Annotated in this window: 8 protein-coding genes; 6 read left to right on the top strand and 2 right to left on the bottom strand. The window is 73.8% G+C overall.

Annotation, left to right across the window (positions count from 1 at the left end; all coding sequences use genetic code 11):
• Positions 1-15: 15 nt before the first annotated feature.
• Both KALB_RS32425 and KALB_RS32420 read right to left on the bottom strand, forming a co-directional pair.
• Positions 16-1,200 carry an IS30 family transposase gene (locus KALB_RS32425; RefSeq protein ID WP_030111998.1) on the bottom strand — a complete coding sequence of 395 codons (1,185 nt, stop codon included), beginning with the start codon at positions 1,198-1,200 and terminating at the stop codon, positions 16-18.
• A gap of 104 nt (positions 1,201-1,304) precedes the next feature.
• Positions 1,305-2,159 (bottom strand): peptidylprolyl isomerase, encoded by an 855-nt coding sequence (locus tag KALB_RS32420; protein WP_025359834.1) that lies wholly within the window; start codon positions 2,157-2,159, stop codon positions 1,305-1,307.
• A gap of 130 nt (positions 2,160-2,289) precedes the next feature.
• Between KALB_RS32420 and KALB_RS32415 the strand changes: the two genes are divergently transcribed.
• The 6 genes from KALB_RS32415 (at position 2,290) to KALB_RS32390 (ending at position 13,079) form a co-directional block, all read left to right on the top strand.
• Positions 2,290-2,979: an MBL fold metallo-hydrolase gene (locus KALB_RS32415; RefSeq protein WP_025359833.1), complete on the top strand. Its 690-nt coding sequence runs from the start codon at positions 2,290-2,292 to the stop codon at positions 2,977-2,979.
• A gap of 3 nt (positions 2,980-2,982) precedes the next feature.
• A complete protein-coding gene (locus KALB_RS32410; protein WP_025359832.1) occupies positions 2,983-3,615 on the top strand; it encodes a hypothetical protein in 633 nt (210 codons plus the stop codon).
• A 33-nt stretch (positions 3,616-3,648) separates the two neighbouring features.
• On the top strand, positions 3,649-4,914 hold the full coding sequence (hisS, locus tag KALB_RS32405) for a histidine--tRNA ligase (protein WP_035971370.1): 1,266 nt from the start codon (positions 3,649-3,651) through the stop codon (positions 4,912-4,914).
• A 100-nt stretch (positions 4,915-5,014) separates the two neighbouring features.
• On the top strand, positions 5,015-7,681 hold the full coding sequence (locus tag KALB_RS32400) for an AAA family ATPase (RefSeq protein WP_025359830.1): 2,667 nt from the start codon (positions 5,015-5,017) through the stop codon (positions 7,679-7,681).
• The gene (locus tag KALB_RS32395; RefSeq protein WP_025359829.1) at positions 7,678-10,296 is read left to right on the top strand and encodes a LuxR family transcriptional regulator; all 2,619 of its coding nucleotides are present in this window, start codon (positions 7,678-7,680) and stop codon (positions 10,294-10,296) included. The genes KALB_RS32400 and KALB_RS32395 overlap by 4 nt, the downstream gene beginning before the upstream one ends.
• Positions 10,296-13,079: a helix-turn-helix transcriptional regulator gene (locus tag KALB_RS32390; RefSeq protein WP_025359828.1), complete on the top strand. Its 2,784-nt coding sequence runs from the start codon at positions 10,296-10,298 to the stop codon at positions 13,077-13,079. Before KALB_RS32395 ends, KALB_RS32390 begins: the two co-directional genes overlap by 1 nt.
• The last annotated feature ends 47 nt before the right edge of the window (positions 13,080-13,126 follow it).

Here is a 13,126-nt window from a genome sequence, read left to right as displayed (position 1 = left end):
GAAAGTGCGGTGGGTTCATGTGGTGGTTGCAATGGGGGGTTTGCCGGACAGTACCCGCTGGAGTGCTTCGGCGGGGGTGATCCAGCCCAGGGTCTTGCGGGGCCTGCCGTTGAGCAGGACCGCGACGCGTGCGAGGTCCTCCGCGGAGTGCGCGGACAGGTCGGTGCCCTTGGGGAAGTACTGGCGCAGCAGCCCGTTGGTGTTCTCATTCGAGCCACGTTGCCAGGGTGAGTGCGGGTCACAGAAGTAGATCGCCAGGTCGGTGGCCAGACTGATCTCGGCATGCCGGGCCATCTCCTTGCCCTGGTCCCAGGTCAACGACCGCCACAGGTGCGTGGGCAGGGACCGGATGGTCTCGATCATCCGGTCCCGCACCCGCGCCGCGTCATGCCCGTCGGGCAGGTGCAGCAGCAGGCAGTACCGGGTGGAACGCTCGACCAGGGTCCCGATCGCGGACCTGTTACCCCGCCCCAGGATCAGGTCACCCTCCCAATGCCCGGGCACCGCCCGGTCGGCGGCCTCGGCGGGACGTTCGGAGATACTGACCATGCCCGGGATCCGGCCCGCCCCCGAGACGGGCGCACCGCTGGCCCGGCGGGGGCGGCGTAGCGCCCGCCCGGTCCGCAGACACGCCGCCAGCTCACGGCGCAACGCGCCCCGGCCCTGGACGTAGATCGACTGGTAGATCGTCTCGTGCGACACCCGCATCTCCGGCCGGTCGGGAAAGGTCGTCTCCAGCGTGGCAGCGACCTGCTCCGGTGACCAACCCCGCTCCAGCCCGGCCTGGACCCAGCCCCGCAGGACCGGGTCGGAGGCCAGCCGCGCGACCTTGGGCCGCCGGGCCCGCGCCCTCGCGGCCCGCTCCGCGGCCACCGCCCGATACCCCCGCCGCCCACCGTTACGACCGACCTCACGACTGACCGTGCAGGCCGGACGCCCCAGACCCGCCGCGATCCGGGCGAACGAGTCACCCGCGGCGATCCCGCGGGAGATCGCCTCCCGCTCGACCAACGACAGGAACCGGTTCGACAGTGGGCGGGGCGCGTTACCGATCACCCCGCCAGCCTGCCGGAACCACCGCCGCCCGGTCTCATGACTGACCCCGACCATCCCCGACGCGGGCCGGACCGCATGACCAGCCCGGACCACCTCCCAAAACCTCACCCGCACAGCGCGGGGTAGCTGGGCCCGTCCAGTCATCACAACTCCACTCGATCACAAGCGGTGTTGCAACCACCCCCTGAACCCAAGTGCCGTATGAGACACCCGGTGTCTCATACGGCACTTTCATGACATGGGGAGAGTTAGGCGATGGTGGCCTGGGTGATGGTGACGGGGGTCTTGGGGGCGCCGTCGCCCTGGCCGTTCTGCGGGGCGGGGTTGATGCCCTCCCCGGCGATCTTGTCCAGGGTGGCCAGCCCGGCCTCGGACACGGTGCCGAACACGGTGTAGTCCGGGGTCAGCGTGGAGTCCTTGTACACCAGGAAGAACTGGCTGCCACCACTGTTGGGGGCCTGGGTCTTGGCCATGGCGATGGTGCCGCGCGGGTAGGTCACCAGCTTGGTGCCCGCGGGCGCGCCCTCGGCGGTGGTGGGCTTGAGGTCGGTCGGCTTCTCGTCCGGGATGGTGTAGCCGGGACCGCCGGAGCCGGTGCCCTTGGGGTCACCGCACTGCAACACGTTGAGCTGGCCCGAGGTCTCGCGGTGGCACGGCGAGTTGTCGTAGTACTTGGCCTTGACCAGGTGCTCGATGCTCTGCACGGTGCACCCGGCCTTCGCGCGGTCCAGCGTGACCGGGATGTCGCCGGCAGAGGTCTTCAGGTCCAGCGCGACGGTGCCGGTCTTCGGCGTCGGGTTGGGGTCCTGCGGCAGGCCACCGGCCTCCTTGACCGCCGGTGCGTCCGGGGTCTCGGTGTACTTGCACGGGCCACCGGAGGTCTTCGCGGGCGGCGCGGAGGTGGTGCTGGGCGAGTTCTCCGCGTTGGCCGAGCTGGGCGGAAGGGTCGCCAACCACCAGATGCCGCCGCCCAGGGCGAGCACGACCACCAGGGTGACCGAGATGCCGATCACCCTCCGGCGCCTCGCGCGTTGGGCCCGGCGGACCAGCTGCCGCTCCAGCTTCCGCTTCGCGGCCTCGCGGCGCTGCTCGTTGCTCGGCACCTGCGCTCTCCCCGGGTTCGTGCTGACAGAATCTCCGCGAGTGTAGGACTAGGGGGTGTGACCACTGTGTGGTGGTCCCGGACGGCTAGGCTGGGGTGCCCCCGCATCCGGCCAGATGGAGGAACCGCCCGTGCTCGTCGTCGGGTTCCCGACCGGTGCCCTCCAGGCCAACTGCTACCTGCTGGCCGCGGGTGAGGGCGAGCCCTGCGTGATCGTCGACCCCGGCCAGGACGCGGCCGAGGCGGTCGGCGAGGCGCTGCGCAAACACCGGCTGTCCCCGGTGGCCGTGCTGCTCACCCACGGCCACTTCGACCACGCCTTCGCGGTGGCCCCGGTCTGCGACGGCAACGACATCCCCGCCTGGATCCACCCGGCCGACCGGCACCTGCTGTCCGACCCGCTGGCGGGCATCAGCACCGAGTCGGCGGCCTTCTTCGGCGGCCAGCTGGAGATGCGCGAGCCGGGGGAGGTCCGCGAGCTGTCCGACGGCACCGAGCTGGACCTGGCCGGTCTGCGGCTCACCGTGGACCACACCCCGGGGCACACCGGCGGCTCGGTGATGTTCCGCTCCGGCACGGAGCAGGGCGGGCGGCTGGTGTTCTCCGGGGACACCCTGTTCGCGGGCTCCATCGGCCGCACGGACCTGCCCGGCGGCGACCACGGCGCGATGCTGGACTCGCTGCGGGACAAGGTGCTGACCCTGCCCGACGACACGGTGGTGCTGCCCGGCCACGGGCCGACCAGCACGATCGGGCGTGAGCGCGCGGGCAACCCGTTCCTGCTCGGCCTGGACGAGCCCGCGCCGCGCCGGGGCATGTGAGCCATGACCGCACAGCCCCTGCCGCTGGACCTGCACGACCCCGTCTCGGTGCGCCGCCGCTCCCGGCTGGTGACGGTGACCGCGCTGGTGGTCGGCGCCGCGTTCGGCGGGCTGGTCGGCCTCATCGGCGGGCGGCTGCCCGGTGTGGTCGCCGCCGTGGTGGTCGCCCTGCCGCTGGTGCTGCTGGCCTGGGCTGAGTCGCGCAGGCGCGTGTCGCTGACCGGCACGCTGCTGTCGGTGCGCGCCCTGGGCACCAGGACGGTGGACCTGCACGCGCTGACCGCGGTGGACGTGCTGGTCACCGAGGTGCGCGGGGTGCGCACGGTCAGCCTGCTGGTGACCGGCGGCCCGAGCGGCAGGACCATCAACCTCGGGCTGGCCAGCTACGTGGGCAACGGCGGTCGTGAGCTGGGCATCGTCGAGCTGCGCACGCTCGCGGACGTGCTCGCGGGCGCCGGGGACCCGCGGGCGCTCGTGCACTCCGAACTGCTCGTGGCCCAACTGCGCGCCGAGGCCCGCGAGGCGGGTGCGGGCGAGCGGCCGCTATTCCGGTTGGCTTCCGCCGTGCCTGCGGGCAGGCTTGCCCAACGGCTGCACCCGGACACCGTGACCAGTTTCGTGGCCGCGCTCGACTGATCCGATCCCTTTGTAGAGGACCGTAAGGTGAAGATGGACAACAGCCCCGCCAGGGGCACCCGTGACCTGCTGCCGTCGGCCGTGGCCCTGCGTGACCACGTGCTCGCGAGGATCACGGAGGTCTACCACCGCTACGGCTACCAGCGCATCGAGACACCGGCGCTGGAGGACCTCACGCGGCTGACCGGCGGTCAGGGCGGGGAGAACGAGAAGCTGATCTACCAGGTGCTGCGCCGCGGCCTGCCCGACCCGGTGGCCGCCGACACGCCCGTGGCCGACCTGGTCGACCTCGGCCTGCGCTTCGACCTGACCGTGCCGCTGACCCGGTTCTACGGCAACAACCACGCGAACCTGCCGCTGCCCTTCCGCTCCTTCCAGTTCGGGCCGGTGTGGCGGGCGGAGCGCCCGCAGAAGGGCCGCTACCGCCAGTTCAACCAGTGCGACATCGACCTGGTCGGCGAGCCCAGCGTGCTGGCCGAGGTGGAGCTGATCGAGGCAACCACCGAGGCCCTGGCCGCGGTGGGCCTGCCCGGCGGTGCCACGGTGCGGCTGTCCGACCGCCGGTTCCTGTCCGCGCTGGCCGCGGCCTCGGGGCTGGACGAGTCGCTCTGGTCCACCTTCTTCATCGGGCTGGACAAGCTGGACAAGATCGGCTGGGACGGGGTGCGCACGGAGCTCGCCGAGCGCGGGCTGCCCACCGAGGCGGTCAAATCGGCGCTGGACCGCATCCAGTCGCTGACCGGCCTGTCCGCGGACAAGGTGGCCGACGCGCTGGCCAACGCCCTGCCCAGCACCGAACCGCAGCCGTTCATCGAGGACCTGGCCACCACGGTGGGCTGCCTGGACGAGCTGGCGCGGACCCGGGAGCTGCGCTGGGAGTTCGACCCGACCCTGGTGCGCGGCATGGGCTACTACACCGGGCAGATCTTCGAGATCGGCCACCCGGCGTCGAGGTCCTCGGTGGCCGGGGGCGGTCGCTACGACCGGCTGATCGGCCGCTCCCTGGGCCGGGACGTGCCCGCGTGCGGGTTCTCCATCGGCTTCGAGCGGATCGTCGACCTGCTGGCGGAGCGGCCCTCGCGGGAGAGCGTGGCCGTGCTGTTCGAGTCCGACGTGCCCCTGGCCAGGGCCCTGCACGTGGCGCGGGAGCTGCGCGCAGTGGGCCGGACCGCGGAGGTGCTGCCGCGCTCGGGCAAGATCGGCGCACAGCTGGGCCGGCTCACCGCGGCGGGCCACACCTCGCTGGTGCACCTGCGCTCCGGGGAGGACCAGCCGCAGGAGCGTGAGCTGGAACGATAGGGGTCCGCGATAGGGGTTCCCCCCTGACGGGGTGCTAGGTATAACCAGGAGGCCCGCCCGGTCCCTGCCGAAGTGGTGGTGGGTTCGAGGGGAGGTCGCCGTGCCGGTAGACCGCCCGGAGGGAGCCCTTGTCGGCCGGGCGGACGAGCTCGCGCTGCTCGACCGGGCTCTCGCCGACGCGCGCGCGGGTGTCGGCCGCTGCGTGCTGCTGCGGGGCGGCGCCTGGGTCGGCAAGACCGCGCTGCTCGACCTGGTCACCAGCCGTGCCGAGGGCTTCACCGTGCTGCGTGCCACCTGCGACCAGGCCCGTGCGGACACCCCCTATGCCATCGCCAACACCCTGTTGCCCACGGCCCGGGATCTGCCCGAGCTGTGGGAGCAGGCGGCCAGCCTCGCACGGAGCGGGCCGCTGCTGGTGGTGGTGGACGACGCACACTGGTGTGATTCACACACTTTGGTGTGGCTGAACTTCCTGCTGCGGCGCGGCGCCGGTCTGCCGCTGCTGGTGCTGATCGCCCGAAGGGCCGAAGCCACCGGGCCGGTGTCCGAACTGCTCGCCGAGGCGGCCGCCCACTCGCACAGCTCGGTGCTGCGTGTGCGGCCGCTGGCCGAGTCCACCGTCGCCGAGTTGCTGCACCGCGAGTTCGGTGAACCGCCCGCACCCTCCTTCACCCGCCTGTGCCGGGCCATGACCGGCGGGGTGCCCGCCCTGCTCGCCCGGTTGGTCGCCGACCTGCGTGCCGAGGGCGTTCACCCGTCCGACCAGCACACCGAGCAGGCCGCCTCGCTGGCCCGGCACCGGGTCGCCCGCTGGGTGGTGCCCAGCCTGTTCGGCGGCAGCCGCAGCGCGTGGGCGGTGCTGCGGGCGCTGGCCGTGCTGGGCCGTGCCGACGAGCAGCTGCTCACCGCTCTGTCCGGCTTCCCGGCCCGTGCCGTGGCCGCCGTGGTCGAGGACCTGCGCCGCTACGTGGGCCCCGAGCGGGACTGGCCGCGACCGGTGCTGGCCGGCGCGCTGACCGGGTTGACCGGTGCCGAGCTGACCTGCCTGCGGGCCAGGGCCGCGCGCCTGCTCAACGACGTCGGCTCGGCCCCGGAGGCGGTCGCCGACCAGTTGGTGCAGCTGCCGGTCCTGGAGCAGACCTGGATGCTGCCGGTGCTGGAGGAGGCCGCGGACAGCGCGGTGCGGCGCGGGGACTCGACCGCGGCGGTGCTGTACCTGCAACGGCTGCTGGAGGCCGACGGCGGCACCACCGAGCTGCGGCTGAAGCTGGCGGAGGAGCTGTCGCAGACCGATCCGGCGGCGGCGCGGCGGCACCTGTGGGAGGCTTTGCAGGCCAGCGAGGACCTCCGGGACCGGGCACGGGTGGGCGCTGCTTTCGAGAGCAGTGGTCTCGTTCCGGAGCAGCCTGACCTGGCCATGCGGGGCATGACCGAGACCCTGGCGCGGCTCGACGAGCAGGAGGTGGAGTTGCGGGCCGGACTGGAGTCCGCACTGCTCTCGTTGGGCGCTCAGCACGTGTCGAACCTGCCGAGGTTCCTGTCCAGCGTCCGGGAGCGCACCCCGGCCCTGGCGGGGGCGCGGGGGCTGGCGGCGCGGGCACTGGAGGCCACGATCAGCGCGCGGTGTGCCGAGTCGGCCGCCCGCGACGCGCTGGCCGCGCTGGCCGAGGGCGGGGACGAGTTGGGGGACTGGTGGACCAGGGCCTGTGCCAGCGTGGTGCACCTGGCCGGGGACAGCGACGCGGCGGTCGCGGCGCTGACCGCGCGGCTGGCGCGCAGCGGGCGGTCCGGTGACTTCTGGTCCTACTGCCAGGACCTGTCCATCCGGTCCATGTTCCGCCAGGAGAGCGGGTACAGCGGCGCGGCCAAGGTGGACTCGCAGACCGCGGCGGGCATCGTGGACAGCAGGCAGTGGCACGGGCTGACCTCGCTGCCGCAACTGGCGCGGGCCTCGGTGGTGCTGGAGCAGGGCGACGTCCACGGCGCGCTCGCCGTGCTGGACGCACTGCACCTGCCGACCTTGCGCGGCCTGGCCTGGGAGTTCCCCACCTACCTGATGGTGCGGGGCCACGCGAGGTGGATGCTCGGCGACCGGGACACCGCCGCGCGGTGCTTCCTGGACTGCGGGCGGTACCTGGCGGACGCGGGCATCAGCAACCCGGCGGTGACCCTGTGGTGGCTGGACCTGACCTACCTGCTCGACGAGCTGGGCCGGGTGCACGAGGCGGCCGAGTACGTGGCGGAGCAGGAGCAGCGCGTGCTGGACTGGGGAACGCCCAAGGCGCGGGGGAGTTGGCTGCTGGCCAAGGCGGTGCTGGTCGGCGGCACGGCCGGGGTGGAGCACGCCACCGAGGCCGTGGAGGTGTTGACGGGCTCGCAGGCCAGGATGCTCGAGTCGCAGGCCAAGGGCGTGCTGGGGCGGCACCTGCTGCGGCTGGGTGAGGTCAAGGCCGCCCGCGGGCACCTGCGCCAGGCCGCCGACCTGGCGGTGCGCAACGGGTCGCCGGTGATGGCGCAGAGCGCGCGCAACCTGCTGCTCGCGGCGGGCGGGCGCATGCCGGAGGTGGCCGCGAGCCCGGAGGAGACGCTGACCGACCGGGAGCGGCTGGTCGCCGACCTGGCCGGTGCGGGCAGCACCAACCGGGAGATCGCCACCGAGCTGTGCGTCACGCTGCGCACCGTGGAGTCGCACCTGACCAACGTCTACCGCAAGCTGGGTGTGTCCACCCGCCGCGAGCTCGCGGCCAAGCACGTGCGGCTGACATGACCGGCGAGTTGGTTGGCAGGGACGGCGGGCTCGCCACATTCGGGGAAGCCCTTTCCTCGCTGGCAAAGGGAATCGGCCAGCGCGTGGTCGTGCTCGGCGCACCGGGCAGCGGCCGGACGGCCTTTCTCGGGCGGGCGCGGGAGATGGCGCTGGACGCGGGGGTGCGGGTGGTGTCCGCCAACGCCTCGTTCTGCCAGCGCACGGTGCGCTTCGGCGTGCTGGCCCAGCTCGTGCGCGAGCTCGCCGACCACACCGACCCGGTGGACGAGTCCACGGCCTTCACCGTGGTGCAGCGGCGGTTGATGCCCGCGTTGCGCGGCGGCCCGCTGTGCGTGCTCGTCGACGACGCCCAGTGGGTGGACCGCGAGTCCAAGGTGTGGATGGACACCGTGGTGCGGCGGCTGCACTCCCTGCCGCTGCTGCTCGTGCTCGGCGGGGGCGAACCCCAGGGCGCCATCCGGATCACCTTGCCACGACTGGACGTCACGCAGATCGGCGCGGTGGCCGAGTCGGTGCTGGGCGAGCCGGTGGACGCCGACTTCGCCCACGCGGCGACCCTGGCCTGCGAAGGGCTGCCCGGCCTGCTCGGCGCCGCGTTGCAGCGCCTGCGCAGGCGCCGGGGCGGGCTCACGGCCGCGGACCTCGTGGCGCAGATCGGCGCGGTGCGCGGTCACCACGTGTCCAAGCTGCTGAGCGTGCTCCCCGCCGAGGCCGTTGCCCTGCTGCGTGCCATCGCCGTCGCCGACGGTGACCTCGACCTGGACCTGGTGTGCCTGCTGGCCAGGCCGCGCACCATTTCGCGCGCCGAGCTGGTCGCCGAGCTGGCCGGAACCGGGCTGGTCGAACAGCTGCACGGCTGCCCTCGGCTGTCCGACCCGATCGCGGCCACCGAGCTGCTCGCGGGCATGACCGGTCACGAGCGCGCCGAGCTGTACGCCTGTGCGGCCGGACTTGCTTACCAGGCAGGCATTTCCGAGGACGGTCAGGCCCGGCTGCTGATGGGCGCGCGGCCGATCGGCGCCGACTGGGCGCTGCGCACCCTGCGCTCGGCGGCGGGCGCGGCACGGTCGGCCGCGCTGCACGTCACGGCTGGCCGCTTGCTGACCAGGGCGCTGGCCGAGGTGCCGGAGCGGCCGGTGGCCAGGGCGGAGGTGCTGGCGGAGCTGGCCGAGGCCGAGCTCAACACCGCGCCGGAGGCCGGGGAGCGCAGGCTGGCCGCCCTGCTGCGGACCAGCACCGACCCGGCCCTGGGGGCGATCCGCGTGCGGGCCGCCGACCTGCTGGTCACCAGGGGCAACTACGGCGAGGCCCGCCGTGCGGTGTCCACGGCCGTGCTGCGGGGCGGTGCCGAGCACGAGCAGTTGGCCGCGTTGTACTGGCTGAACGAGAGCCTGCACCACGGGGAACCGGACAGCTCGCGGGCCGTGGCGGAGTTGCCCGACCTGCCCACCGATCCGTCACAGGCCGGGGTGGTGGCGTGGCGCCGCGCGGCGGGTGGCCGCAACGCCAAGGTGGTCCGCGCGCTGGCCCGTCAGGCGCTGGCCGCCGAGCCGGGCAGCTCGCCGGTGGCCCCGCGCATCGCCGCGGCCAAGGCCCTGCTGCTCACCGACGACATCGCCGAGGCGCGCGCCGCGCTCAACGGGGTGCTGCACGAGTGTCGCCGCCGCGCGGTGCCGGTGGCGGTGGGGCTCGCCCTGGTCGCGCGCGCGGACCTGGCGCTGCGCTGCGGTGATCTGCGCGGTGCGGAACAGGACCTGGACGCGGCGCGCGCCGAGTTGTACCCGGACCGGCTGCACCCCGTGGCGATGCCGACCTACCTGGCCTCGTGCATGACCCTGCACCTGCACCTGGGGCGGTTCGACCTGGCCGAGGAGCTGGCCGCCACCCCGCTGCCCGCCGGGGTGGAGCACAGCTTCGGCTGGACGCACCTGTTGTTCCTCAAGGGTTTGCTGCACCTGATCCGCGGCGAGCTGCTGCCCGCGCGGCACTGCTTCCACGAGTGCGGGCGCAGGCTGCTGGCCAACCAGTGGACCAACCCGGCCCTGTTCTCCTGGCGCTGCATGGCGGCGGCCACCCACCCCGAGGCCGCCGCCGAGCTGGTGGAGGAGGAACTGGTGCTGGCGCGGGCCTGGGGCACGCCGAGCGCGATCGGGTCCACGCACCTGTACGCGGGCATGGCCCAGCGCCAGCAGGCGGCGGGCCACTTCGCCGAGGCCGTGCGGCTGCTGCGGGGAACCCCGTTGCGGCTCAACCACGTCACGGCGCTGATCGAACTCGCCGAGTCGCACCTGGGCGTGCAGAACTGGTCGGAGTGCGCCGCGGTGCTTGGCGAGGCCAGGGAGCTGGCCGTCGCACAGGACTGGGAACTGGTCCACGCGCGCATCGCCGAGCTCGGCCACCGCTACGACACGGCAAGGCTGCGCGCCAGGCTCGAACTGTCCGAAGTGGAGGCTCAGGTCGCGCAGCTGGCCGCGGGCGGCATGCCCAACGCGGAGATCGCCGGTGTGCTGTCCATGGGGCGGCGCGGGGTGGAGGAGTCGCTGGCCAGCGTCTACCGCAAGCTGGGTGTTCCGGGCAGGCGCGAGCTGTCCACGGTGCTGAAGAAGGTGCCCTGATGCTGCTGGAACGACACGAGGAACTCGCGAGGGCGCGGGCCGCGGTGGGGCGTGCCCTCGCCGGTGGCGGCACGTCGCTGGTGGTGTCCGGCCCGCTCGGCGCGGGCAAGTCCGCGCTGCTGCGGGAGATTGGCCTCCTGGCCAGTGGGCAGGGCGCCGAGGTGCTGCGCGCCGACGCCTCCCGCGCCGAGACGCACCTGGGGTTCGCGGTGGTGCGGCAGCTGTTCGAGCCGGTGCTGCCGATCGCCGACGAGCGCCTCGACCGCTGGGCGAACCCGGAGCGCGGCGAGGACCCTACGGCGCTGCACGGACTGACGGAGTTGTTGCGGCACAGGGCGGAGGACCGCCCGCTCGTGCTGCTCCTCGACGACGTGCAGTGGTCGGACCAGCCTTCGCTGTGCTGGCTGGACTTCGTGCAGCACCAGTTGGCGGACCTACCGGTGGTGCTGGTGCTGACCGCGGGCGCGGGCGACCCGGCGGCCGCCACGCTGCTGGTGCGGGAGATCCTGGGCAACGCGGCGGAAACCCTTACACTGCAACCGCTCTCGCAGCAGGCAGTCGGCGAGCTGGTGGCCGAGCGGTTCGGCGGCACCGGGGACGAGCGCTTCGTGCCGGACTGCCACGAGGCCAGCGCGGGCAACCCGATGGTGCTGCGCTTCGTGCTGGACAGCCTGCACGCGGCGGGCGTGCCGCCGCTGGCCGAACACCTCGGTACGATCAGCGACCCGGTCCTGGGCGACTGGGTGCTCACGGCGTTGCGGGCCCAGCCCGCCCCGGTGCGCGCGCTCGCCGAGGCGCTGGCCGTGCTGGGCGGGCACGGGGAGATCGACCTGGTCGCCCCGCTGGCCGGGGTGGACGAGGTGGGCTGCGCCTCGGCGCGGCGCGCGCTGACCGAGCTGGGCCTGCTCGGAGCGGGCCCGCTGCTGCGACTGGTCAACCCCGCCATCGCCCGCGCGATCGAGGAGTCCCTGCCCGCCGCGGAGCACGACCGGCTGCACGCGCGGGCCGCGACCCTGTTGCACGACAGCGCGCGTTCGGCCGAGCAGATCGCCGAGCACCTGCGCGTGGTGATGTCCCCGCAGCAGCCCTGGGCCGGTGAGGTGCTGCGGGTGGCCGCCGAGTCGGCGATCCGGCGCGGGGAGTACACCGCCGCCGTGGACTACCTGCGGCGGGCGCTGCTGGGCAGTTCGCTCGACGGCGGGGACCGGGCACGGCTGCTCATCGAGCTGGCCTCCGCCGAGCGCGCCCTGGACCCGTCCACGGCGGTGCGGCACGTGCGGCAGGCGCTGCCGCTGCTGGACACGGTCGGCGAGCGGATCGCCGCCGTGGTGGGCATCGTGCCGACCGTGGTGAGCTGGGCGCCGCGCTCGGCGGGCGCGCTGGTCACCGATCTGAGCAACCAGCTGACCCGTCCCGGCGACCTGGCCGGGCGGGACCGCAGGCTCGCGCTGCGGCTGGCCGCCCGTGCCCGCTACGGGGCGCTGGAGGACCCGGCCCAGCAGACCGAGGCCGTGGCGGAACTGCTCGCCATGGGACCGGACGTGGCCGAGGCCGGTGCGGCAGAACGCGAACTGGCCTCGGTTCTGCTCTACTCCGGGGCGCTGACCGTGCGGCTGAGCGCCGCGCAGGTGACCGAGCTGGCCGGGCGCGTCCTGTGGTGCGAGCCCGCCTACCCCGGGCACGCGCACGGCCCGCTGCCGCTGGTGATCCGCCTGCTGGTGGCCGGGGACCGGCTCGCCGACGTGCGGTCCTGGCTGGACGTGGCCACCGAGCAGGCCCGCCGGATGACCTCCCCGGACGACCTGGTGCTCGCGCTGAGCCAGCAGGCGCTGGCCGCCAGCCAGTCCGGGCTGCTGCCGCTGGCCCGCGAGCTGGCCGCCGAGGCGCTGGCGCTGGTCTCCGGCGCGCACCACACGGCCTTCAGCGGGTTCTCCGAGACCCTGGTGCGGGCCGTGGCCGACGCGGGCGACTCCGCGCTGATCGAGCGCATGGTGCGGGTCTGCCAGTCCCGGCCCGCCGACCAGTTCGACCTGTTGCAGCGCACCGCCATGCAGATGCTGGCCGGTTCGGCCGCGGCGGCCCAGGGCGACCACCGGTGCGCCCTGGACCAGTTCCTGGACTGCGGGCGCCACCTGGACCGGGTCAACTGGCACAACCCGGCGCTGTTCCCGTGGCGCAGCAGGGCGGCGGCCCTGCACCACCGGCTGGGCAACCTGGACGCCGCCCAGCAGCTGATGGCGGAGGAACTGGTGCACGCCCGCAAGTGGGGCGCACCCACCGCGCTGGCCCGCTCGCTGCGACTGTCCGGGCGGCTCGTCCCCACCGAGGGCGGTGTGGACCTGCTGCGCGAGGCGGTGGAGGTCGTGACGGCCTCGGACAACCGCCTGGAGCACGCCAAAGCCCTGACGGCGCTGGGCATGCGGCTGCGCCCCACCGAGGAGCAGGAGGCTGACCAGCGGCTGCGGGAGGCCCGCGCGCACGCCGCCGCCTGCGGGGCTGGCTGGCTGGTGGAGCTGACCACGGCGGCGCTGAACACCGCGGCGCGACGGCCCGGCGCGGTGCGCCCGGTCGGGTTGACCGCCACCGAGCGACAGGTCACCGACCTGGTCGTCGGCGGGCGCACCAACGGGGAGATCGCCACCGAGCTCGGGGTGACCCGCCGCGCGGTGGAGAAGCACCTGACCAAGATCTACCGCAAGCTGGCCGTAGACGGCCGCGCGGGGCTGGCCGCCATCTTCGCGGGCGGCGCGGAACCGTTGGTGCACGGCGGTCTGACACCATAGGCGGGGGTCGGCGCCCGGACAACGGCCCGGCCCGAACCTGTAGGGAT

The sequence above is a fragment of the Kutzneria viridogrisea DSM 43870 genome (assembly GCF_000525635.1).
Taxonomy (GTDB): domain Bacteria; phylum Actinomycetota; class Actinomycetes; order Mycobacteriales; family Pseudonocardiaceae; genus Kutzneria; species Kutzneria viridogrisea.
This window is presented reverse-complemented; position numbering and strand designations above follow the sequence as displayed.

What these genes read in the sequence shown, in the direction of transcription:
- KALB_RS32395 (WP_025359829.1), top strand. Translation starts at nt 7,678, where the DNA reads ATGACCGGCGAGTTGGTTGGCAGGGACGGCGGGCTCGCCACATTCGGG.
- hisS (WP_035971370.1), top strand. Translation starts at nt 3,649, where the DNA reads ATGGACAACAGCCCCGCCAGGGGCACCCGTGACCTGCTGCCGTCGGCC.
- KALB_RS32410 (WP_025359832.1), top strand. Translation starts at nt 2,983, where the DNA reads ATGACCGCACAGCCCCTGCCGCTGGACCTGCACGACCCCGTCTCGGTG.
- KALB_RS32390 (WP_025359828.1), top strand. Translation starts at nt 10,296, where the DNA reads ATGCTGCTGGAACGACACGAGGAACTCGCGAGGGCGCGGGCCGCGGTG.
- KALB_RS32425 (WP_030111998.1), bottom strand. Translation starts at nt 1,200, where the DNA reads ATGACTGGACGGGCCCAGCTACCCCGCGCTGTGCGGGTGAGGTTTTGG.